Source organism: Streptomyces sp. NPDC051214 (assembly GCF_040682375.1).
Classification (GTDB): Bacteria; Actinomycetota; Actinomycetes; order Streptomycetales; family Streptomycetaceae; genus Streptomyces.
In genome coordinates, this window is sequence record NZ_JBFBAT010000020.1 from 123,315 (window position 1) to 147,844 (window position 24,530).

A 24,530-nucleotide genomic window follows, 5' to 3' on the forward strand; every position below is an offset into this window, starting at 1 on the left:
CGGGGGTCAGGCCCGGGCCCGCAGAGGCGTGACGTTCTGCGGGGGTGCACCGAACAGTTGCTGGGCTTCGTCCAAGGTGCGGGCCCGTCGTGAGGCTTCGGAGCGGACCGCGCGGTCGGCATCGAGGTGCACGGCCAGCTCGGCCCGGGCGGCGTCGATCACCTGCTGCGCATCCAGCACACTCTCCCGCCCCGGGGTGCTCGAGGGCATCGCCTCGGGGATGTTCGCGGCAAAACGCCACAGCAGTCGCAGGGCCGTAGTGCTGGGCTCGCCCCCGGCTGACGCCTCGGAGGCGTGGGCGGCCTCCGCGATGCGGATGGCTCCGGTGAGGAAGTCGACGCGAGGGGACAACGGGCCGATGATGCGTTGTTCCAGCGGCCAGGTACTGATGGCGAGCAGCGCCCGCACCGGAGTCAGCAGGTCGTGGGCCAGCGCCGAGCAGAGATAGTAGGGCCGGGCCCCAGGGCTGGACTGATAGGACCGCGCCTCGTCCCGGCGCAGGCTGGACAGCTTGGACGCGGACAGCTCGCCGGGGAAGAACGCCTCGTGTACCCCCACGATCAGCTTGGGAGCGGCCGGAGTGCCGAGCAGCATCAGCGCACGGTGAACGTGCTCGCGTGCGGGAAGCTGCGAGCCGAAGGCGGCCGGCGGCGTGTCCGGCACGGTGCGGGGCGGTAGAACGGGGGCCGGCTCGCCGGTGTCGATCAGGGCGTCCCAGGCGCGCTCGGCGCGGCGCAGCTGCGCCCGCAGCTCGCCGGCCCGCTCGCTGTCGCCTGCGGCGGAGGCGTCGCGGATCGCGCGGCGCAGGGTGCTGATGCTGTGCTCCAGGGCGTCCAGAGGATCACTCATGACGTAGACGGTACCAGACTTCCAGGGTTTCCAGATTTCTTCCTGAGGTTGTGTGTACAGTCGGTGCCATCGAACCCCGCCCCTCTTGGAGGCCCCCGTGACGGGACGCATCTTCCACACCTCCGACTGGCACCTGGGCCGCCAGCTCGGCCGCCATCGACGCGACACGGAAGTGGACGCCGTCCTGGACGAAATCATCGACATCGCTGACGACTTCGCCCCCGACCTGATCGTGCACAGTGGCGACCTGTTCGACAGCTCCCGCCCCGGCCTGGACGACCTGGGCCGGGCGATCGAGGCACTGCGCCGCCTCGGGGTGATCGCCCCCGTCGTGGTCGTCGCAGGCAACCACGACACCCGCAACGTCCTGACATTCGTGCAGGCCATGCTGGGCATGGGAGCCCGCGAGGGAGAACAACCGCGGGTCCGCTTCGCCACCGATGCACGCCCCGACGGACTGCTGGTGGCCGACTACCCCACCCGGGAGGGGGAGGTGACGCTGCGCATCGGTGCACTGCCCTACCTGCACCCCAACCGGTTCGCCTACGACTTCACCGACCCCGCCCTGACGACCGCGACTTACGCCGAGCGGCTGCGCACCGTCCAGGCCGATGTCTACCGCCGCCTCGCCGCAGGGCGCGGCGCCCACGACGTCCTGGTCTTCGCCGCCCATCTGTTCGTCGAAGGGGCCCATCCCTCCTACTCGGAGCGGAAAATCTCCCTCGCCGGCGAGTACGCGACGGCCGCCGCCGACCTGCCCGACGTCGCCTACGGCGCCCTCGGGCACATCCACAAGCCCCAGCGTGTCCAGCGCGCCGGATACCCGGCCCATTACGCCGGAAGCCCGCTGCAGATGGACTTCGGCGAGAGCGGAGACACCAAGAGCGTGGTGCTGGCCGAGGTCGGCCCCGGCACCACGCCCCGCATCGAACTCGTGCCCCTGACCTCCGGCCGCCGCCTGGTCCGCCTCGAGGGCACCCTGGAAGAGATCGCGCAACGCGCCGAGAGGGTCAACGACGCCTGGGTGAAGGCGATCGTGGACGTCGAAACCCCCGACCCGCTGCTTCCCGGCACCCTGGCCAAGATGCTGCCGCGGGCAACCCTCGTCGCTGTCGACGAACGCCGCGCCGGTGCCACTGAAAGCGAGGCAGGGCAGCGGGAGGCCCCTGGCGAACTGCCCGGCATCGAAGAGCTGCTGCGCGACTACCTGGCCGACCACGGAACAACGGGCCTGGCGCTGGACCGCGCCATGGGCGCCCTCGCACATCTGCAAGCCGAACCCGATCTCGACGACCCGGCATCGTGCTGCGAGGAGGCCCTGCTGACCGCAGCCATCGACGGCCGGCCCCTCGATGACCTCGACCGCTCGGGCCTGCTGCCCGGCACCGACACCACCGCAGCGGAGACCACGCGATGAAACCCCTGACACTCGCCCTCACCGGGTTCCGTAGCTACCCCAGCCAGGTCACCGTCGACTTCACCGGCACGGGCCTGGTCGGCGTTCTCGGCGACACCGGAGCCGGCAAGAGCAGCCTCCTCGACGGCATCACCTACGCCCTGTTCCGCAAGAGCTCCTGGAGTGCCACCAAGCCCGGGCAGCTCATCGCCGACGGCGCCCAGGCCATGAGCGTGGACCTCACCTTCCTGCACGAGGGACAACGCTGGCACGTCCACCGCACCATGCATGCCAGCAACCCCAACGCCGGCCGGCACCACCTGAAGAACCTCGACACCGGCGAGGAAAGGGACAACGCCGGCCCGGTCGATGAACGCATCGAAGCGGTCCTGCAGATGAGCTACGAGACGTTCCTGCGCGTAGGGCTGCTCCCGCAAGGAAAGTTCGACCAGCTCCTCGTCGCGGCCCCCAAAGAACGCGGCAAGCTGCTGCGGGAACTGTTCGGCGCCGAATCCCTGGAATCCATCCAGCGGGCCGCATCCCGCCAGCGCGAGACGCTCAACGGCCTCCTGGCGACCGCCAAGACCAAACGTGAGGCCATGCCGGACAACCCCGAACAGGCCGCCGAGGAGGCCGGGGCCGCTGCCGAGCGGGCCGAAACCCGCGTCGAACGCCTCAACACGGCCCTCGGCCGCATCACCCATCTGCAAAAGGAAGCCTCCACGGCCCAAGCGACCGCCACCGGGGCCACCGACGCCGCACACGCCCTGACCGCCCGCGCCGTGGCCGACGCCGACACCACCCTGCAGGCCCTCGAACCGGTCGCCGCCGACATCGCTGCGCAGGGCGAGGCCCTGAACCTGCAGGTCTCCCGCATCGCAGAGCAGGAAGACGCCCTCGAGAAGGCCATCGCCGCCGCGGACGCGAAAGGCGAAGGCCAAGACGCCCTCAGCAGAGCCACAGTGGTCCTCGAGTCCCTCGCAGCGGACGCCGAAGAGCACAGAAGGGAACGCGACCGGCTCGCCCAGCAGGACGAACAACTCGCCAGCGACGCCGAGGCCATCACCCGCACCGAAACAGAAATCGCCCAACGCACCGCACAGATAGAACCGTCCGCGCACCAGGCACAAGCCGCCGCCGAAACGGCCAAGCAGGTGCACCAGAAGGCCGACGCGGCCCGCACCCGCCTGACCGCAGCCCTCACAGCAACCAGCCGCCTCGCCGACGCCGTTCGCGCCCAACGGGCCGCGGCGAGGCGACATCACGCCGCCTGCGAACAACGCGACGAACTCCAAAAGTCATACGCGGCAGCCGAAAAGGACTGGGACACCGCCCAGGCGCGGGTGGAATTGCTGCAACAGCGTGACCAGGCCGCCGCGATCAGCGCCGACCTGCACGGCGGCGACGACTGCCCCGTCTGCCACCAGCAACTCCCCGACGGCTTCGAACCGGCGCCCGGAAGCGACGCAGCCGAACTGGCCGCAGCAAAAGCCCAACTCACCCGCGTGAACCGGACGCAGAGGGACGCCAGCGTCCAGCTCGCCCAGGCCCGCACCGACGTGACGGCGGCCGAAACAGCCATCGGTGACCGGGCCACGGACCACGACACGGCGCAGCAGGCTGCGCACAAGGCTGAGACCGCGGCAGGAGACGCCTTCACCGCTCTCGCAGCCATGCCGGTCGGCCACTTCGACGCGGCGGCCGCGACATCGACACTGGCCGCCATCACCGCCGCCCAGGCTGCTCCCGTCGACGACGGTTCCGCACACCACGAGGAACTCCTCGAGCGGGACGCCGCACCGATCACTGAGGCGATCATCGCCTGCGCACACGCAGCCGAAGCTGCTGCCGAGAAGCTGCAGACCGACGTGCAACGCCACACCGCCGGAGTCGCCACGGACCGTGCGACGCTCGACGAGCGCAAAAGGGCACACCAACGCGACCTCGTGGGCCACCAGAACGCTCTGACGGCACACAATCGCGCCGTGGCCAAGACCACTCGCGCTCTGACAGCGCTGCCCGGGGCGATCCGGGCGACGCTGCCCGCCGACGCGATCGAGGCGACCGCTGATGCCGTGACCGCTGCCCGCGACGCCGTCACCGCCCGCCAGTCCGCCCTCCACGAGCTGTTCGACCAGCGGGAATCAGCGAGCCAGCAGAAGAACGCCGTGCTCAGTCGACAGCGTGCCCTGGACGAGGAGACTCGCACGCAGGTGGACCGCCCGCTGAGCCAGCTGCGCGGCAGGCTGGACGCCTGGGCTCAAGCCGTCACCGACGCGCTCACGTTCCTCGACGCAGCCGAGACATGCCCCGCACCACAGGCGCCCACCGATCCGGGCATCCCCGCCGCCCGCCAGTTCGCCACCCAATTGGCCACGCTCACCGCGACGTTGACCGGCAAGCTCACTGAGTACGCCGACGCCGCCGCCCAGCGTGCGGCGGACGCGACGGCACGCCTGCGAGAACAGAGGGCCGCACTCGCGGACGTCGACGGATTCGACCCCAACGCCGATCTGACGGCGGCGGAAGCCCTGCACCCCCTCGTCACAGCTGCCACACGGGCGAACATGGAGGCCACAGAACTGCGGCAGAAGCAACGCGACGCACACGACATGATCAAACCGGCCGCCGGCCTGGACTTCGCCATCACTGCAGGTACCGCCCGCGCCCAGGCCCTGGACACACTGCGCCGGGAACTGGTCGACGCCAGGTTCCTGAGCCATCTCACGACGCTCCGTACCCGCGCACTGCGCGACGTTGCCAGCGACCTGCTCGGCCAGATGTCCGACGACCGATTCGGCTTCGCCGACAACTTCGACATCGTCAGCCGCACCTCCGGGGTCAACCACCCGCCCACGCGGCTGTCCGGAGGTGAGAAGTTCCAGGCTTCCCTTGCCCTGGCACTGGCCCTGGCCGAACTGCACTCCCGCAGCGGATCGAGCCTGGGCTCCCTGTTCCTCGACGAAGGCTTCGCAGCACTCGATACAGCTGCCCTGGACGCGGCCCTGGAGGTACTGCGCGACCGGGCCGGCAGCGACCGCCTCGTCATGGTGATCAGCCATCTGCACGCCGTCGCCGAAGCCGTCGACGAGGTGCTGTGGGTGGAGCGGACCGCCACCGGCTCCAGCACGCGTTGGCTGACCCCGGCCGAGCGCGACGACCTCGTACAGGCCGACCTGGCCAGCGGCCTGCAGGCCTTGACGCAATAGCGGCGCCGACGGGCCCGGATGCACCTGCGCACTACAAGGGCCCTCTGGCCCGCAGGCGCCCCAAGGGGCCACTCTCATGGTGATCACCGCGACGGCAGTTGATGGGGGAGAGGAAACTGAATGTCTGAAGCGGGACCTCACGGCCGCGACACACTGGGACTGGCAACCAGGGTGAAGGCACTCGCGGTCGCCGACCCGGTCCTCGACCTGGAACGCCGCAAGCCCCTCCTCGCCTCGCGCGAGTGGACCGGCTACCAGATGGAGGAACTGGCACTCACCGCCATCGACACCGTCACCCTGAAGATGGACTTCGACGACGGTGCACGCCACGAGGACATCGTGGCCGCCATGGCACGCGTCGCAGGGCTGCAAATGCCGCAGCGCGACCGCGACGAACACACCGCCGTGGCCCGCTGGGTCCTCGACAGCCTGCTGAACGTCGGCACCGTCGACCGCGACTTCAGCCACGACTACGGCATCGTCCTCCACGGCGCCTACACCACGCAGACCTTTCCCTTCAAACTGCTGCGCGAAGTGCCCGGACCCGACGGGCGGCCGCGGCTGCGCGCCTCCAACGAAGCGATCGCCGTCCTCGTCGGGGCCGTCGACCTCGACATCGCCTCCGAACAGGTCGCCGCCGACGCCAAACTGGAGGCCCTGGTGCGCCGAGGGCGGCTGTCCGACGCGCACCGCGCCGCGGAAATGGCACTGCGCCGCACCGTGCAATACACCGAACACATCCGCTCCCGCCTGGAAGGCATGCGCCGCGACATCCGCTCGGTGGACTGGGTCCGGGACGTGCAGAGCATGCAGACCGAAGCACTCGAGCACATCGAGGACCGCATCAACGCCGAAAACACCATCAAGGACAACCTGGTCCGGATCATGGAGAACAGCACGGAGGACACCACCCCGGCCCAGGCCGCCGAACTGATCGCGATCCTCGAGGAATGCCTGCGCAGACACGCCTCACTCCAGGCGAATCTGCAGGAGGTCGGCGAACGGTTCCGTGCCGAACAAGAACGCCAGAGCTTCGTGCCGCCCCCCAGCCGCGCCCATGTCGCCCTCGAACGCCAACTCCTCGAACCGGCCCTGCAGTTGCCGGTACGGCAGGCGAACCCGCTCCTCGACACGTTCGCCACCGCCGCGACCCCACCGCACCGCCCGGCGATCATCTACCTCCCGGACCTGATCACCGGCCTGATGACACCGCCGAGCGAACCCGACGGCGACGACGGCCTGATCACCGAGCCCGAATTCGGCGACACCACAGACGACTCCGCCTTCTCCAACGAGCAGTACACGGCCGTCACAGAACTGCTCAAGCACACCGACACCGACGGCACCCGCCTGTCCGAACTCCTGGACGCAGCCCGCCGGCACGGCATTCCCGCCGGGCAGGACAACCTCGACCACCTGCTGGCCCTGCACGTACTGGGCCTGTTCGGCGCCCCGCGCCACGACCCCGACCGCGGCACCGTCCTGGCAGCCCTCGCCGACGACCGAGAACTGGACGACGCCCGGTTCGCCGGCCACGACCTGCTCGTCGTCCACGGCCCAGCCACCGCCATCCCGCCCAGGGACAACGACAACAGCATCGAGGAGGGCGCGGCATGAACAACCCCGACGACACCGCCGCCGTCAACCGGCTGCTTGCCTTCGGCTTCCAACCGGGGCTGACACCCCGCCGCAACGCCGAGTACGCCACGCTCGTCGACCGCTGCCGCACCGACCAGGACTTTGCGCGGTTGCTGCACGCCGCCGCACGCGGCTTCGACCTCACGGTGATCGCCGTCGACCCCCGGGCCGGACTGGTGCTCGGGGCGACCGCCGAAACCCAGTTCGCGGTCAGCGTCAGCGACCACATCACCAGGCCCGCCGACCGGCCGATCGCGGCACTGGCCCACCTGGCCATCGCCGCGCTCGCCTACTACCGCCCCGAAGACCTGGACGACCCCTCCCATGTCGGCCGCATCACGGTCCGCCACGTCGACGAGATGGTCGAGCGGGCCACCACGGAACTGGAACGTCAAGCCGCCGAAGCCGACACCGACGACGGAGTCCCGGCCGACCACCCGGACCTGATGCAGCTGTGGCGCTACTACCAGCGGCGCAACCCCGTCTCCGCCACCGGGGACGACCGTGCCCACTCCAAGAGCAGGCACGCCCTCATCAAGCGGGTCGCCGAATACCTCGCGGACAACGGGATGCTGCGCCGCGCCGGCAAGGAGAACGGCGGAACCTACACCACCACGGCCCGCTACCAGATCCAGGTACGGGAGCTGGCCGGACAGCAGATGCTCGGCCACCTCGCCGAACTCGGCATCACCGTGGGCCCCGACGGGTCACCCGCCTTCAGCAGCCCCGAAACCACCGCCGCTGTCCCCGCAGCGCCGGCGCCCTCAGCCGAGCGAGGAGAGTGAGCAGACATGTACGAGCTGAACCGCATCCGCCTGTACAACATCGGCCCGAGCGCGGCCCGATACGGCGACGTCCTGCTGGACCTGTCCGAGGGCGGCTCGCCGATCCCCGCCACCACCCTGATCCCCACCGCCGGCCAGCTGCTCCAGCGTCCCGCCCCGGCAACCCTGCTCGTGCTGGAGAACGGCGGCGGGAAGTCCGTGCTGATCCGGATGCTGCTGTCCACGGTGCTGCCCGAGCGGCAGTCCCGCAAAGGCCGTGAGGCGCTGCGCGCCTATGTGGTGTCCGCGGCAGCCCCCTCGCATGTGGCCCTGGAATGGGTCCATGTCCGCACCGGCGAAACGCTGGTGACCGGACAGGTACTGACCCCGGCCACGGACGGCACGGTGGAGCGGACGTTCTACTCGCTGACCCCCAACGCCGAGACGACCCTGGCCACGCTGCCGTTCGCCGACGCCGGGCGCCGGCTGCGGATGAACGCCTACCAGGACGCGCTTAGGCGGCTGGACGCCGATGACAAGACGCTCCGCCTGGAGGTTGAAAAGCGGCAGGGGGAGTGGGAGAAGCACCTGCGGCGGCTCGGCCTGGAACCGGACCTGTTCGCGGTCCAGCAGGCCATGAACGTCGACGAGGGGGACGCGGCCGAGGCCTTCAAGACCACCACCGGCCGGCAGTTCGTGCACTGGCTGCTGAGCAAGGCGATGGACGCCGAGAACTTCACCGAGCTGGGCGACGCCTTCGGCGCCTACGCCAAAAATATCGGCCGCCGCGAGCAACTCCTGCTGGACCGCGACTTCTCCACCGCCATGGCCACGGCCGCCGGCCACCTGGCCCGCCGGCGCACTGAGCAGAAAACACACGCGACGGCCGCCCAACACGCCGCGACGACACTGGGCCAGCTCGCAGCACAAGTGGGCGCCTGCGTCCAGCACGCGGATACGGAACTGGCCACACTCCGCAAGGAACACGCAGCGGCGAAGGCGGCCGCCGAGCAACAGCAGCAGGCCCGCAACCAGGCCGACCTGCTCCACAAGGAAGTGCGCCGCCAGACCCTGGTGCTGCGCCTCGACGCGGCCGGCTCCGAGTTGTCCCTCACAGAGGAACAGCTGGCCGCCGAACGCGACGAGCTGGCTGCCTGGGCGGTCGTTCCCAAGGTCCTGAAAGCAGCCGCCGCACGCGAGAAGTACCGGGTCGCCAGCGAGCTCCTGGACGATGCCGAACAAGCGGCCGGAACCGCCCGGCTCCACCGCGACCAGGCCGGCGCCCGGTTCGCCGGAGCCCTGCACAGCAGCAGGCAGCAGTGCGTGGCACAGGCCGACCACCTGGACAACGAGGGCTCGATCAGCAAGAACGAGGCAGCCCAGGCACAACATGATGCGACCGAACGGCAGGGGCAGGCCACCGCGTGCACCGTCCGAGCCGACCTGCTCGGCCAACACATCGAGCAGGTGGACGCGCGCCTCGAACAAGCCCGTCAGGCCGGCCTTGTGGCCGAGGACGAAACCGTGGCCGAAGCCGATGCCCGCCTGCAGACCAAGGCCACCGACAGCAAGAATGAGGCAACGCGGCAACGCGAGCACTACGAGCAGCTCGAGCAGGAGACCCGTCAGCTCGACGCGGCCGCGAACAAGCTGATCGAGCCCGAAGTCCAGGCCCGCCAAGCAGCGCAGACCGCGCAACAAGCGGTCGAAGACACCCACAAGGGCGCAGCGGAACTCGCCGCCCACCCCCTGCCGCGTGAACTCGCCGAACTCGACGGTGACGAGGACGTACCCGGCGGCGACCCCGCACAGTGGCTGGAAGAAAACGCTCCCACCCTGCGCAACCTGGCCGCCGCAGCACAAGCATCGGCCACACATCACCTGGATGTGCTGCGGGCCGAAGAACAGGCAGACCAGCGACTCCTCGCCGCGCTCAGCGTCGAGGGCGAGGCGCTGATGCCGCCGCGCCCACAGGTCGAAGACCTCCTCAAGCTGCTGGACGAGCACCAGATCACCGCGACCTCGGGCTGGAACGCACTGCAGCAGCTGGTGAATCCGCACCGGCACGCGGCAACGATCCAAGCCCACCCTGCAGTTGTCGACGGCATCGTGGTGCCCGACCACGAGGCACTCGACAAGGCACGGACCCTTCTCGCGCAGATGCCGCAGCTACCGGACGCGGCCGTCCTCGTCTCCACCCCCGAGCCACTGGAGACGGAACTTCCCCCGTCCGGCAGCGGCTTCGTCGTCGAACCGACCCCCGCCCTCCATGACGTCCACGCTGCCGCCGAGCTGCGCGAACAAGCCGAAGCCCGCATCCACGACCGCCGCCGCGCCCAGCACACCTACACCGAACGGCAAACCGTCGCCTTCCAACTGGAACGCCGCCTCACCGACTGGCTGCGTGACCACCCGGCAGGGCACATCGGGCAACTGCGCTCCGTCGCGAACGCCTGGCAGGCCGAGGCCGCCAATGCCACGTCCGCACTCGACACCGCCCGCGAAACCTACCGACAGGCCGCCAACACCCTGGCGGATCTCGCCCCCACACTCGCGGACGCCGAACAGACCGCCCGGGACACCGCCCGCGACGCCGAATCCATCCATCAGCTCGCCGGCGACGCCGCCGAGGCCGACACACACCGCGCACAGATCCACACCCTGAATGCCGAGGCCGAACAACACCGCACGGCAGCTGCGGAACTGCGCGAGCAAGCCGACCGACTCCGCGACCACGCCACGGAATACGCCGTGCAGGCAGAGTCGCTGCGCCGCGATGCCGCAGTCTATGAAGCCCGGCTGGCCACGGTCGTCCATGGAGACCAACCCCTCATCTTCAGTCCCGGCGAGTACGACCTGGCCACGCTGGAGATCTCCTACCAGGAAGCCGCCGAGGGCTTTCGCGCCGTGGAAGTCGGCGAGGACCTGCGCCGCCGCGTCGAGGGGGCACAGAAGGAAGCCACGGACTGCGACGCCGAACTGCGCGACGCTTCGGCCCAGACCGTGACCCGAGCCGAAGCACTGGCCGCCTCCGCACAGGCGGGCAGCACCGAAACCATCGAGGCCACCAAGCGGCGCCTCGGCCGCACCGTAAAAGACCTGGAGACCCAGTTCCGCCGCCTGGACAAGCGCAGCGGCCAGCTGGAAGCGGAAGCTACAGCTGCCGGCCAGCCCAGCGGGAAACCGTGGACCAGCCTCAGCGAGGACTGGACGCCTCCAACACCGGCCGAAGGCACGCGTCTGACTGAACGGGCCGCCTCCACGCTGGGAGAAGCAGAGGCCCTGCTAACCACAGCGATGGGGATACAGCGGTCCACCGAGCGCAACGTCCGTGCCGGCGAAGCCGCCGCACGCGAGATGGGCGTCGTCAACCGTAGCCTTGCCACCGCGGCCCGCAGGCTGAAACTGCCCGCCTCCGCCAGCCCGTTCACCGGAACCGCCGACGCAGCACAGCAGGCCGCCGACGACGCGATCCACGCCCACAACACCGCAACCGACCTCCTGCAGGAAGCGAATCAGGGCGTCAACGAGGCCGTCGTGGAATTCCGCGAAATGGCCAATCAGAGCCGATTTAGCAAGCTCAAGGCGCCGATCTACCAGCAGCTCACGGAGATCGACACCACATCGCTGATCGAACGCGCCGACCGGTGGACGGCCGAACTCGACGGCCGGGCCGCCAGCTTGACCACCGACCTGGAAGACTCCGAACGCCACCGCAACCTGCTGATCGACCAGCTCAAACACCACACCGGCCAGGCGCTGGCCCTGCTGGAAAAGGCCGAGCGGCTCTCGCGCCTGCCCGAAGGCGCGGGAGCATGGGCCAAACAGAGAATTCTGAAGATCGGCTTCAGCACACCCGAGCCACAAGTCCTGGCCGTACGGATCGCTGAGAGCCTCGACGAGAACGCCCGCACCCAGCCCCACCTACCCGGCCGCGACCTGGTCCTGCGATGCGTGACAGCGGCGGTCCCACGCGACTTCAAGGTAGAGATCCTCAAGCCCGACGCCACCGGCCGCGCCGACTACGCCTCCATCAGCGACATGAGCAAAGTATTCTCCGGCGGCCAGGAACTCACCGGCGCAATCATGCTGTACTGCACGCTCGCCGCACTGCGCGGCAGCACCCGGACCGGAGCCCGCAGCGCCAGCCGCCTGGGCGGAATGCTGGTCCTCGACAACCCGATCGGCAAGGCGAACGCCAGCTACCTGCTGAGCCTGCAAATGAACATGGCCGCCGCCCTCGGCGTCCAACTGATCTACACCACCGGCAACATGGAAGACCGCGTCCTGGCCACCTTCCCCCTGTGCATCCGGCTGCGCAACGACACCGACCAACGCACCGGAACACGCCACCTGCACGTGACCGACCACATCGCCCGCGACACACCACCGCCCGACGACAACAGTGCCACCGGCCAGATCCTCGCCGCCCGCCTGCTGGTGAAACCCCGCACCCCGCACACCCCGCCCAAAGACAGCCGCACGACGCAGCAGGAAAACCATCACGACCAGATGGCCGGCGACCAGTGAGCGACCACCAGACGGACACGGACACCAACGGACATTCGCTGTCCCCGTCAGCAGCCTGCTTGGCAACAACCCTCACCTCGAGAACGGAACACCGCATCGAGCAGACCACGATCCTCGAGGCCTTCACCCAGGCCTGCCCCGAAACAGCCGGCACGACCCAAGGCCGGCCCGCCCTGTCCGCCCTGCTCGACGAACTCGCAGACCACCACCTGATCGAACTCCCACGCACCCGCGACGGATGGGACCACGCCCAGCCACCCCTGCCACGCTGGCTCCGCCTGCCCACACGCCCCAAAACCACAGAACCCCGGCCCGCCCGCGCGGCACCCCTCATGTGGCGCCGGGAACTGGCCTGGGCAAAGACCGCCAAACTCACCACCGCCCAGATCGAAACCCTCAAGACGATCAACCGCTGGCTCCGCGACACCGACGAGAACACCCGGCGGGCCACCATCCCCATGCGCGAACGCTCCCTGGAAATCTTCGGCGACGAAAAGCGCCTCGACGCACTGATCACCACCACGCTCTTCGCCCCGCAACGCCTCACCCTGACCACCCTGTTCGCCGAGAGAGTCCCACCACCCCTGGCCTACGAACGCACCGGTGACGGCGGAATCGCCCTCGTAATCGAGAACAGCGACAGCTTCGCAACCATCAGCACACTCCTCGCCGAGAACCCGGGACACGTCGGCCATGTGGTATTCGGCGGAGGCCACGCCTTCGAAGCGTCCGTCACCCGCATCGCAAAACTCAACGGCGTCACAGACATCGCCTACTACGGCGACCTCGACGACGACGGACTCACCATTCCGCAGCGAGCCAACGCATCAGGAACAGCAGCCGGACTCCCACCCATCCGCCCCGCCCTGGGCCTCTACCGGCTCCTGTTCGAACAAGACATCCGAGGTCCGGCCCCGAAGCAAGCCGACCCCCTGGCCGCCGAACGACGCGCCGCATGGCTGCCCGAACCGCTGCGCCACCGAGCGGCCAACATCCTCACCGCCGGGGACCGGCTAGCCCAAGAAGCCACCGGCACGACACTCCTGCAACAGGACCACTCATGGCGCGACGACCTATGAAAGACCACCGCCCACCCGCGCACTCCCGACCAGTGCCAGTCACGGACGCCTAGCAAGCCACAAGCAACCCCATCAGACACCCGTAACAGCGCCTACACTCCCCACGCGCACGACCACCGCACTCGTCGGCAGCACCGCCACACCAAAGAGGACGCGACCACACCCATGGCCCCCGCCGAGCTCCAGCTGCGCCCGCACCAGAAGGACGCCGTCGCGGCCGCCACCCGCACCCTGCAGACGCACCCGCGGGCCAGCGTCATCGCCGCCTGCGGCACCGGCAAAACGCTCATCGCCGCGCGCACCGCCGCCCGCATTGCGTCCCGCGGCCGCGTCCTGGTCCTCCTGCCCACCCTGGACCTGCTCTCCCAGACCATCCGCTCCTGGCGCCAGGCCGGCCGCAAAGGCCCCGCCATCGCCGTCTGCTCCGCCCGCCAGGCCCTCGACCACCACCCCCTCGGCGCCGACGTCCCCCTCACCACCAACCCCGCCGAACTGACCGCCCTCACCGACCAGTCGGGAACCGGACCGCTCACCGTCTACGCCACCTACGCCTCCCTGCCAGCCGTCGTCGCCGCCCACCGCGACCACCACCAGCCCGCCTGGGACCTCACGGTTGTCGACGAAGCCCACCGCACCGCCGGACGCCTCGGCAAAGCCTGGGCCGCCGTCCACCACGACGATCAACTCCCCGCCACCCGCCGCCTCTACCTCACCGCCACGCCCCGCATCTGGGACGACACCACCGACAACAGCGACGACACCGACGGCGGCGGGGGAGAGGGGGCCGCCTCCATGGACGACGAAACCCTCTTCGGGCCCGTCGCCTACCGCCTCACCCTCTCCGACGCCATCGACCTCGGCCTGCTGGCCGACTACCAGATCCTCGTCCCCGTCATCACCGACACCGACCTGCGTGACTGGCTCGCCACCGCCCCCGGCGCCGGCATCGACGGACTGCGCCTGGCCGGCCGCCAAGTCGCCGCCCTGCGCGCCATCCACGACCACCACCTGCGCCGCGTCCTGACCTTCCACCACCGCGTCGCCGACGCCCGCGCGTTTGCCACCACCCTGACCACCACCGCTACCACGCTCCCCACCACCCTGCGTCCCACCCACCTGTGGGCCGACTGGATCAGCGGCACCCACCCGCCCCAGGTCCGACGCCGCCTCCTCCTCGAATTCGCCTCCCACACCGCCGACACCCCCGCTGTCCTGTCCAACGCCCGCGTCCTCGGGGAGGGCATCGACGTCCCCGCCATCGACGCCGTCGTCTTCGCCGACCCCAAGAACAGCCCCGTCGACACCGTCCAGGCCGTCGGCCGCGCCCTGCGCCAACAACCCGGCGCCAGCAAGAAAGCCACCCTCGTCGTCCCCGTCTACCTCACCCCCGACGAAGACCCCGACGACCTCCTCGGCGCCGACGCCTACGCCCCCCTGTGGCACACCATCCAGGCCCTGCGCGCCCACGACGACCGCCTCGAAGCCCGCCTCGCCGACCCCCGCACCCACCGCCCCACCACACCCCCCGAGGACCCCGAGGCCTGGCTCCGCTTCGACCGCCCCACCCAGGCGGAAGAAGTCGCCCTCGCCCTCTCCCTGCGGGTCCTGGCCCCCAAGAGCGCCGAATGGCGCCGCGGCCTGACCGCCGCCCGCCGCTACCACCGCACCCACCACCACCTCGACGTCCCCCAGAACTACGAAGACCCCACCGGCCACCCCCTGGGACGCTGGCTCACCTGGCAACGCCACCTGCACACCCACGGCACGCTCGACGCCGTACGCGTCCACGCCCTCGAGCGCCTCGGCATGATCTGGGACCCCCGCCAGCAGGCCTTCGACCGCGCGCTCGCCCACGCCACCGCCTACTCCGCCGACCGGGGCCACCTCGCCGCCCCGGTCAACGAGATCCACGACGGCTTTCCCCTCGGCCGCTGGCTGGCCACTCAGCGCACCCGCGCCCACCAGCTCACTGCAGAACGCGCAGCCGCTCTCACCGCCCTGGACCGGTGGTGGAACCCGCCCTGGCCGATCACCTGGCAACGGGCCTACCATGCCGCCCGTCAGAGCAGAGAAGCCAACAAGGCTGCCTCCGAGGCGGAGAGCTGGCTTGCGTCACAACGCGCCCGTTCCCATCGCCTCCACCCTGAACAGAAATCCCTGCTCCAGGAGTTGGGCCTGGTCGACTTGCCTGCCACACCCGCCCCCCAGGCGCCGGAGAGCCGCCTGCCGGCACGTGAGCGCGCCTTCCAGCGTGGGCTGGCCGCCGCGCGTGCCTTCCGCGCACGCGAAGGCCATCTCAATGTCCCCCAGCGTCACATCGAGGAGATCGAAGGCGACCCCGTGCGGCTGGGGCAGTGGCTGAGCAACATGCGTCGCCGCGGCTCCGGCCTCAGCCCACACAGGCAAGCAGCCCTGGCCGAACTAGGCCTGTGAGTAGGCGAACGCCCCTCCTCGAGGCGAGCGGCTGGACGCCGGGCAGACCGAGCGGCGGGAGGTTCAAGCCAATGGCCTGACTGCGCCCTGGCGGGGCCGCTTGGGATACCCACACTGCACAGCAGGGAGAAGTCCGTCCCAGCCAGGGCACGAGAGGGAAGACATGGCGGCCAAGCGCAAGGGCAAGAAGACGCGCAGACGACGCACCGCCCGGATCAGAGTGGCATCAGGTGCGCTCGCCGCCCTGGCCCTGCTAGGCCTGTTGCACCCGGTGGTGCTGCTGTACTTCGGCGCCGTACTGGCCGCAGCGGGCATCGGCTGGATGGCGTGGTGGCTCTGGCATACCGACCGACTGCTGCGAAGCAAGGACGACGCTTGGAGACGACAGGAGGAGATCGCAGCCGGACAGCGGACGCTGGCTGCCATCGACGCGATGACCGGCACCGAGTTCGAGGAAGTGGTTGCCGAGTTATGCCGCCGCGACGGCTGCACGCAGGTGCGCCGAGTGGGCGGTACCGGGGACAACGGAGCCGACGTGCTCGGCTGGCTGCCCGACGGCCGGACCATGGTGATCCAATGTAAGCGGTACGCACCCCACCGGACGATCGCCAGTCGCGAAGTGCGCGATCTGCTGGGATCAAAGGTGCATTTTGCCGCGGATGTGGCCATCTTCGTCGCCACCACACGCTTCAGCCCCCAAGCCGAGGCGTTCGCGGTCAAACACCACATCCTCACCCTGCACCGTGACTTCTTTGGTCTGTGGAACAACGGGACACCGTTGCTGTCCCTGGCCGACGTCAACGGACGCGGACAGGGAGAAGCCCGCCACCGAGCACGCTGGAAACAGACGTACTCCAAGTAACCAGCCGCGCCCTGCATCTGTTCGGCTTGTGACAAGTGAGGGGACTGCACAGTGCACCCGACCCCGCCTCGCCCTGGGCCCGGGCGGGGCACGGCAGCAGCCATCGGCTGCGCCGGCACGGGTCCTGGAATCCGCCCAGCCCACCAGCACCTTACCTATTCGCTCAGCCCTTCCTGGTCGACAAAACCGGGATGCTTTTCATCAGCGCTCTTGGCCAGGTGCAAGGGTGCGGGCAGGTTGGTGCGCCCGTCCCACATGGCGGCCTGCTCCGAGATCCGCGCGGCAAGACCTGCCAGCTGTTCCTCACGCCAGCCGCCGAGGTGGGCGATGAGGTATTCGGTGCGGGTCATGGCATGGAACGGGGCACCCATCTGAGCCAGTTGACCACCGGGCAGAGTACGACGCGTGTACTGAGTGCCGGTGCGCTGGCCACCGGCGTGCTGACGGGACTGCCCGGAAAACAGCCAGGACACCACGTCCCCGTGGTCGTGGCGGTAGAGGATCTTCTCCGGCATGACCGGCTGCAACGGGTTGCCCGGCAACTTGCCCCCGCCACCGGTGCGCCGCGACGGCTGGGGCGTTCCCTGCCCATTTCCCACCCTCACGACCGCCACATCCCACCCTCGGGCAATCAGGCTCTGCCCAGGAACAGCGCCGTTGCCGAGCCGGTCATTGCACAGCCCCGGCCAGACCCGCTCACGCTCCTCTGCGAAGACGATGATTGGAAACCGGTTGTTGAGCGCAGCCAGCGCCCGATCCACATAAGTCCGCACATTGTCCGGCCCCCCGTGATCCTCCCGCAGGTGATGACCCTTCTTACCAAGGGGACCGGCATGGTGCAGCGCCCGAGCCTGGGCCAAAGGGAGCCAACCCTGATCGCTGTACATGAGAGTGGGCCAGTACGCGTCTCCACCGAGCGGGATCCGCATGGCCACCAGCGTGATGGCCAGCACGGCCGGTTTCCGGGGACGCCCGGGACGTTCGTCGAAGCGGTGGTAGCGGGTCCAAAGCCCCACTGCCACCGCCTCCCGGTCCAGAGCTGTGTCCTTGGCGTTGCGGTGGAAGGCGGTGGCGGCCAGGCGGTTGTCGATGATGCCGGAGTCGGAGTGCAGGCTACCGAGTGCGATCTGTACTGCATGGTCGTCCTTGTAGGCGACGTCCGGCTCTGGCAGACCCGCCTTGAGCGCCCTGGACCGTGCGACCTTCTCGGGCGTGTTCAGCCGGTGGGGGTCGCCGGGGTCCGAGTCCATAGTGATGAACTGCGAAGGGATGCCGCGCTCGGCGAAAAGCCCTTTCAGCGCATGCTTGGCATCCGTCACCCCCCCTTCCTTCTCCTGCACGCTCGGGTAGCGCGTCTCGCACAGGGCCGTGACCAGTCCCCTCCCGGCACCAGGCTTGAACCAGGGAAGTGTGTTCAAGATCAGGCTTCGGTCGTGGCTGCCGTGGCGGACCAGTTCGGGCAGCCGCACCGTCACGAGCTCATACCCGGGCGCCAAGACCACCGGCTGTTCATCGGGTAGATCGGCCAGTTCGGGCCGCGCGTAGTCGCGGGCCAGCTGCCCCATCACCCGCGTACGCCAGTCCGCCGACTCGAACAGCACCACGGTGCGCACCGTATCCAGGCGGGCGCACGCTATGGCCTCGGCCATCTTGCTGGCCGGCACGTAGGGCGGCAGGCTGCCGCCCGGCTTGCTGATCTTGATGGATGTTCCGGCATAGACAATCGGCTCCTGGCCAAGGACGTGCCCGGCGTGTTCCTCGAGCCGGGCGTGGAACATCGCACCGGCGCCCTTGTCGATCGGGTGCTTGCCCGTGCGGTGCACACCGCGTACCTCTGCCAGCTCGTCCAACCCCGTCAGGGGCGGCTGGGGCAGGCGGCCGACCCCGCAGGCCTCGACGATCTGTGCCGTCGCCCCGCGGTAGCGGACGGCCGCGGGCTGCATGAATCCGTCCGGGCCCTTCTCCCACCGGGTGGTGATCGGGGCCTTGAGGATGATGTCCGGATTGACGGGATGGCGCAGCAGGACGTTGCGGATGCCCTTGTAGTGGGTGGCGACGCGCGAGATACGCGCCGACAGGTGCGCGATGAGCGTCTTTCCGCCGGGGGCGGGTTCGACCTCGATATGGATGCGCTCCATGGCGTACCCGGCGATGCGCCGGCGTTTGCCGCTCTCCTCGTCGATCCACGTCCGATCGTGGACCAGCGGGGCCTGCCACGCCAGCAGGTCGCCCTCACTGTCGAGATGGAACCGCAGCGCGGGCAGGTGCTCCTCGAGCAGGAGCGGCTGGGCGGCCAGCATGCTCGCCAGCCGCCACCCGGCCACCCTAAACGCCCAGCGGGGACCGATGATCCGCCCCGCGGCATCGCGGTGAAGCAGCGAACTGAGCGGCTGGGGCCCCTCGTCGGACAACTGCAGCAGAGCAGAGAGAGTGTCACGGCCCTCATGCCCCTCCAGCCGCGTCTCCCACTCCCGCATCAACGTGCGCACCACGGCCCCGTCCAGCGCCCCGGGCGTGACGATCACGCTCCGCCCGGCCCACCGGCCGGTCCTGGCGGGCCGGTCGGGGTTGGTGAACACCAGCCGCTCACCGGTCACGGCACGCGCCGCCGTCTGCAGGGATGCGATCGGCTGCACGGCGTCCTTGCCCCGCGGCCTCGGCAACCGCCGCCAGGCCGGCGCGAACGCCGCGTCCTGCGGATAGACGTGCACTGTGCCCAGAAGCCGCTCGTCCAGTGCGAAGGACAGGGTGAACAGGCGGCCACGCTCGTCACTCACCATTCGCCCATCTCCTCTTCCTCAAATCCGGTGGGGGAGTGCTCCCTCAGCCCCAGCAGGGCATCGGCCATGGTGGTGCGGTAAACGGCGTCGACCAGCGGCATGTGGTCCTCGGCCTGCCATTTCCCGCGCAACTGATCAAGCAGGGCGGGCAGCGTGGAGTCAGCGGCGGTATGGGTGAAGGCGGCATCCAGCAGCCGCAGCCGCCCGTGATCCCCGCCGCGCCGGGTGCGCCCGCCCAACTGGATCAGCCGGGTCAGGATCTCCGCGACCACGGCGAGTTTGACGTCCCTGCCCAGCGACTTGAAGTAACCCTGCCCGCTGCGGATGTCATCGAAAATCTGGCCCGCCGCGATCCGCAGCCGCTCCAGCTCGGCCGCGGGCTCCGGACCGGGCCGCCGCCGTCGATAGGCCAGAGAGTTGACCAGGGACAGCAGCACCGGAGGGTCTTCCATCACCGGAATAGGCCGATTGACCAGGCAAGCCACATGCAGCAGGGACCGCCCGGCACGGTCAACAATGTTCAGACCACGCTCGACCCGTGCCATGGGAGCGATCAAGTACCGGCACCGGCCGTGCCCCATGGCGTGAGGGAACTGCTCGAGCCGGTTGCTGGGGATCGGCACCCAGCCGGGCGGCATCCGCTCCAGCGCAGCCATCTCCTGCGGCCGCACCGCCACACAGATCTCCGATGCCGCGACCCCCGCCTCGATCATGCCGCGGGCGAGCGCGGGACCGGCGTCGTAAGCAGTGGGCGCGAGCAGCGCATACGCACGATGCGCGGTGGCAGGGACGGCGGCCACCGCGTCGAGCTGCGCGGGAAGGTCCTGGCCGACGCTGCGCCCCATGGCCGTATAAGCACGCTCCCGGTTCACGCCGTCGGTGCCGGACACCACAATGCCCGCACCATTGTCCTGGCCAGCCTGCAGTTCGACGGTGAGGCTTCCATTAACATCGTCCGGCACGTACCAGGCAGGCTCCGGCAGGAGGTGATGACGCGGCGCATACGGCATGAACGCCGTGGCGGACATCCCGATCACCGCTCGCCGGGTGCCGGTATGGGCGAGCGCGGTCACCTCGCCCAGGTAAGCCAGGTGAGCGTGCGGATCCCCGACATAGGACTTCAGCCGCAGCGCTGTCAGATGCCGGTCGGCGGGATCGAACGTCTCGGAGAACGCGAACAGAGCACGCCCCAAAGGACCGTAGGGGGCAGCCCGCCAGGGCACGTGCGAGGCCAGCGCGTCCACTAGGCCATTGCCGGCGGAGATGCCCGCCCCCTGCAACGGTGCAGCGACGCCGACGATGCGGTGCAAGATGCTGCGCATCTCCTCCAGGTACGCGCGCCGGGCCGCCAGCAGCGCCAGCGACGACAGCCGCTTGTCGTCCGTATCTCCGGTGATCGCCGAAAATGCTTCCCCGATGCGCTTCAAGGTGGCGTGGGTGAGCTGGTCCGACCCGCCGGCCAAATCCGTGACCGAGGACAACAGCTCCCTCAGCTCGGCCAGCCCCTCGACCTCATCGGCGAACTCCAGCGGCCCCTCCCGCTTGTAGAGCTGGTCGACCGCCTTCATCTGCTGCTCCGTGGGCCGCTCTCCAGCCTCCAGCCCAAAGATCCGGGAGGCGAACATCCCGTCCCAGCGGCGCGGCACCACCATGCTGCGCCGCTCCCGGTCGGGATGGATGACCCCGCCGACCAGGTGCGACACGTAGGACTCGGCCAGCCACACCAAGTGATTGATCAGCGGCCGCAGGTACTGCTCAAGGCTCATCGGCAGCCGGTGGCAGTGCCGCCGGAACTGGCTGTCGAGCTCGCGTACCGGGGTGCGCTCCGCACCGTCCTGGGCCAGCAGCACCTGGCGGGCCGCCTGATCGAAAGCCTGCGCCTGCAGCGCATCGGCTTCGTCGATGATGACCAGATGACTGCGGTGCAAAAGCAGCTGCTCGGTGGTCATCCGCCGTCCCGGTGCAGGACGGCCCGCGACCGGCGCGTGGATGTGCCCGGTGAGGAAGTTCGCATGGTTGGTGACGAGGATGTCCGCCGACGCCGCAGCCCGGTGGTGGCGAAATTTCCCGCAGCCGCCGCGCCACGGGCAAGCCAGGGTCTTGTCGGCTTTCGGCCCGTTGGGCTTGAGCTGGTCGCACGGCTCCTGGCCCGGTGTCCACGCGTCCACTGCTTCGGAGGAGGCGGTGGCGTGCCCGGTCAGGGGGCAGCTGTAGGACATCTCCCGGTACACCCAGCTCCTGAAGTCCGCATCGTCCTGCGGGTTGCTGGCCGTCTGCTCGGCCAGCTCCTGCATGGAGGCGGGGGAGACGACGGGCGTCACCTGCGCGGAGACCTTCAAGTCGGCCAGATCCCGCCGCAGCCGGTACACCGTGGCCAGGACCTGAGCGCTCTGTGGAACGACCAGCGAGATCACCCGGCCCCGCTTGGCGCACCACAGCGCGACGAGCTCGCTCAACACGTTTTTACCCATGCCGGTGGGGGCGTGAAAGACCCGCAGAGGCCCGGCTTGGACCCGCAAATGCTCACCCACATCCGTGCCGTCGCGGTCGCGGGCGTGCCGTCTGATGTCCGCGACCGCCTTGCGTCGGTAATCCTGCCCGCGAAGCCCATCGAGCCGCCCCGCGATCTCGTCGAGGTCGGCGAAGGGGATCACCACCTCGTCCACGACCGGGGCATCGCCCAGCTCCTGCACCACGCTGGGAGCAGGGGCCCCTTGGTAGCCGAGGTCGTAGAAGACGTCCACCACCCGACCGGAGGGACTCAGCGGGTCCTTGATCCGCAGGTCGCTGACGTAGGAGCCGGGCGGCGCAGGCTTGGGCAGCAACTGTCCCTTGGCCGCGTTGTTCTCAAGCTCGTCCAGCAAGGCATCGATGAGAGCTTCTTCATCGCCGATGGGCAGGATCAGCACCTGCTCCTGCCCATCGGCCGGGGCGAACTCGACCGCCTCACCGCTGTCCAGAACCGCTGCCGTCTCCGCGACAAACACCGAATGGTGGGCAAGAACAGCCGGCCGCTGCCGCAGCATCCGAGTGATCCGCACCTGATCGCCCAGAGCCAGAGCAGACCAGCCATCCCACAGATGCATCTGCCCCGTGGCCAGGAAGTGCGCATCAGCGAGATCCACCACACGCCGCCACGCAGCCCGCTCTTCCACCACGCGGTTGGGGAACACCCGCGCGGCCAGCAGAATCGCCGCCCGCAGAGCCAGCGGCACACTGACGGAATACTTCGCGTTCTTCGGAGACGTCATACGCCCATCCCCTTCAACCGCCGGGTCACGGCAGCCTTGAAACGGCTGACCGTGAACACGCTGTAGCGCTGCCCGTCAGTAGTCCGCAGCGCATCGAGCCCAGCCTGTAGCTGATTGATCTGGCTGCGCCGGTAGTTGGGCACGACCACCGTCTCCCCGGCAGGCGGCCGGTCGATGATCGTCTGCGCGTCCTGGTGGTCCTTGACGTCCACCCGCCAGCGATGCCCATCTGCCAGGTAGACGCCGACATCCCACTCGTCCAGGTTCTCCCACCGCTCGACTCGCACCCCCTCCTGCTTCTCCAACCACTGCATCAGCCCCACCTCACTCAGCCCGGGACAGGTGATGTACCGCCACACCCCCCAGTCCAGGCACAACACGCCCTCCGCCGGCTCCGCAGCCGTCAACCGGCCTCGCCCACCGGTCAGTACGGGCGCCCCACCCCGCTTGCCACTGCCCGGTACAAGACCGAACCGGCTCTGATGCGGCGGATACTCACACCGCAACTGCCCACCCCGCAGCACCATCGGATACCGGCACTGCGGACACGGCCATAACCACGACGATGCCCCCACCCACATTCGGTCTGAGGGAACAGGCCGGTACACGTCCATCCGTGCCGCGCCACGCCGCGCGTACTCCTCGACCAACGCCCGCTCCGTGCCGTACGGCACCTCCGTCAGCATGGTCCGCGCCGACACATAGCCGGCCTGCCCCTCGGAACGGATATGCCGAAAGGCCGCCCGCTCCGTCTGCTCAGCCGTCTGGCGAACCCAGGCAGGAAGCCACGCCCCACCGAGATCGAAATATCCGTCGTCCCCGTAAAGGGCCTCCAGATAGTTCATCCCGGCCTCGAAGGCCTCCTCGGTCAGCTCACCATTGTCCGTCAGGACAATCAAATCACCCATGACAGACGGCAGTTCGTCCCACGCCAAAGGCACCCACTCCCGCAAGCGCACAGGCAGCAAGTCGATCATCTCGGCAGGAGTCGAAGGCCCCGCCCCCACAGGCAGACTCGACAAGAGCACCCCGTGCATACGCGACAGCTCCCGCCACGCACGAGGCTCCTCAACCCGATTGATCCACGCCGCACCGGCACGCAGAGCAGCAGTAATGATCCTCCGGGCAGCAACATGTTGATTGACAGGCACAGCTCACCACCCCTCCACGCCCCACCAGTGGTATTCGGGGCTCATTCCAGACGGGCCAACAACTTCCGGAACATACAGGCCGGGTCTGACAACGCACTCCAAAACCGGCGAAGACGTGCCCCCGCGACAGCGGGGGACTACAGGAACCGGACATGCCGGCAGGCATGTACCGCGGGCCTCGCTCAGTTGGCCCGCCAGGGCCAAACGCATCTGCCCTTGGTCCACCGGAGGGGGAGAGCAACCGGATAACTGTCTAAAAAACCCTTACGACATCACGGCGCCGTAGGCGTCGAGCCGTACAGCCTTTGAACCCTGCCCGGTAGGGCAGGGAACCCGGGCCCAACCCGGCACCCCACGGTCATGCCGCCAGGCATGACACCCGAGGCATGCGGACAGCGGGGCCGCCAGGCCCCGCTCCTTTCCTGTTGGCCCGTCAGGGCCAACCCAGCCAACACACAGTCATGCCGCCAGGCATGACGACGCGTCACCTTACGGGCCGTCAGGCCCGGTTGGCCGTCAGGCCAACTGAAGAGCCGACAGGCTCTCCGCCCAGATCGGAACAGCACACGTCACAACACCACTCACCAA

Annotated in this window: 12 protein-coding genes; 8 read left to right on the forward strand and 4 right to left on the reverse strand. The window is 69.1% G+C overall.

The genetic code is table 11. From position 1 onward, the window contains the following. Positions 1-6: 6 nt before the first annotated feature. The gene (locus tag AB0M70_RS38090; protein ID WP_365827715.1) at positions 7-849 is read right to left on the reverse strand and encodes a hypothetical protein; all 843 of its coding nucleotides are present in this window, start codon (positions 847-849) and stop codon (positions 7-9) included. 97 nt (positions 850-946) lie between these two features. Between AB0M70_RS38090 and AB0M70_RS38095 the strand changes: the two genes are divergently transcribed. From AB0M70_RS38095 to AB0M70_RS38130, 8 genes are all read left to right on the forward strand, one after another. Then, complete coding sequence (locus AB0M70_RS38095) at positions 947-2,266, forward strand: exonuclease SbcCD subunit D (RefSeq protein ID WP_365827717.1); 1,320 nt, start codon at positions 947-949, stop codon at positions 2,264-2,266. Further along, entirely contained in the window at positions 2,263-5,454 is a 3,192-nt protein-coding gene (locus AB0M70_RS38100; protein ID WP_365827719.1) for an AAA family ATPase, read from the forward strand. Before AB0M70_RS38095 ends, AB0M70_RS38100 begins: the two co-directional genes overlap by 4 nt. A gap of 120 nt (positions 5,455-5,574) precedes the next feature. Beyond that, positions 5,575-7,071 (forward strand): hypothetical protein, encoded by a 1,497-nt coding sequence (locus tag AB0M70_RS38105; protein WP_365827721.1) that lies wholly within the window; start codon positions 5,575-5,577, stop codon positions 7,069-7,071. Next, positions 7,068-7,877 carry a hypothetical protein gene (locus tag AB0M70_RS38110; RefSeq protein WP_365827723.1) on the forward strand — a complete coding sequence of 270 codons (810 nt, stop codon included), beginning with the start codon at positions 7,068-7,070 and terminating at the stop codon, positions 7,875-7,877. The genes AB0M70_RS38105 and AB0M70_RS38110 overlap by 4 nt, the downstream gene beginning before the upstream one ends. A 171-nt stretch (positions 7,878-8,048) precedes the next feature. Then, on the forward strand, positions 8,049-12,386 hold the full coding sequence (locus tag AB0M70_RS38115; RefSeq protein ID WP_365827725.1) for a hypothetical protein: 4,338 nt from the start codon (positions 8,049-8,051) through the stop codon (positions 12,384-12,386). Positions 12,387-12,445: 59 nt separating this feature from the next. Next, positions 12,446-13,465, forward strand: coding sequence for a Wadjet anti-phage system protein JetD domain-containing protein (locus AB0M70_RS38120; protein WP_365827727.1), 1,020 nt, complete (start codon positions 12,446-12,448; stop codon positions 13,463-13,465). Between the two features lie 165 nt (positions 13,466-13,630). After that, positions 13,631-15,898: a Helicase associated domain protein gene (locus AB0M70_RS38125; protein ID WP_365827729.1), complete on the forward strand. Its 2,268-nt coding sequence runs from the start codon at positions 13,631-13,633 to the stop codon at positions 15,896-15,898. 163 nt (positions 15,899-16,061) lie between these two features. After that, entirely contained in the window at positions 16,062-16,760 is a 699-nt protein-coding gene (locus AB0M70_RS38130; protein WP_365827731.1) for a restriction endonuclease, read from the forward strand. Between the two features lie 155 nt (positions 16,761-16,915). On the opposite strand, the gene AB0M70_RS38135 is transcribed toward AB0M70_RS38130, so the two are convergent. From AB0M70_RS38135 to AB0M70_RS38145, 3 genes are read right to left on the reverse strand one after another with little or no spacing between them, the layout of a single operon-like run. Further along, positions 16,916-19,540 carry an RNaseH domain-containing protein gene (locus tag AB0M70_RS38135; RefSeq protein ID WP_365827733.1) on the reverse strand — a complete coding sequence of 875 codons (2,625 nt, stop codon included), beginning with the start codon at positions 19,538-19,540 and terminating at the stop codon, positions 16,916-16,918. Next, entirely contained in the window at positions 19,534-22,791 is a 3,258-nt protein-coding gene (locus AB0M70_RS38140) for a hypothetical protein (RefSeq protein WP_365827735.1), read from the reverse strand. Before AB0M70_RS38140 ends, AB0M70_RS38135 begins: the two co-directional genes overlap by 7 nt. After that, positions 22,788-23,942 (reverse strand): hypothetical protein, encoded by a 1,155-nt coding sequence (locus tag AB0M70_RS38145; RefSeq protein ID WP_365827737.1) that lies wholly within the window; start codon positions 23,940-23,942, stop codon positions 22,788-22,790. Before AB0M70_RS38145 ends, AB0M70_RS38140 begins: the two co-directional genes overlap by 4 nt. Positions 23,943-24,530 lie beyond the last annotated feature (588 nt).

Coding starts and splice junctions, on each gene's coding strand:
- AB0M70_RS38090 (WP_365827715.1), bottom strand. CDS start 849: ATGAGTGATCCTCTGGACGCCCTGGAGCACAGCATCAGCACCCTGCGC.
- AB0M70_RS38100 (WP_365827719.1), top strand. CDS start 2,263: ATGAAACCCCTGACACTCGCCCTCACCGGGTTCCGTAGCTACCCCAGC.
- AB0M70_RS38105 (WP_365827721.1), top strand. CDS start 5,575: ATGTCTGAAGCGGGACCTCACGGCCGCGACACACTGGGACTGGCAACC.
- AB0M70_RS38110 (WP_365827723.1), top strand. CDS start 7,068: ATGAACAACCCCGACGACACCGCCGCCGTCAACCGGCTGCTTGCCTTC.
- AB0M70_RS38125 (WP_365827729.1), top strand. CDS start 13,631: ATGGCCCCCGCCGAGCTCCAGCTGCGCCCGCACCAGAAGGACGCCGTC.
- AB0M70_RS38130 (WP_365827731.1), top strand. CDS start 16,062: ATGGCGGCCAAGCGCAAGGGCAAGAAGACGCGCAGACGACGCACCGCC.
- AB0M70_RS38135 (WP_365827733.1), bottom strand. CDS start 19,540: ATGGTGAGTGACGAGCGTGGCCGCCTGTTCACCCTGTCCTTCGCACTG.
- AB0M70_RS38140 (WP_365827735.1), bottom strand. CDS start 22,791: ATGACGTCTCCGAAGAACGCGAAGTATTCCGTCAGTGTGCCGCTGGCT.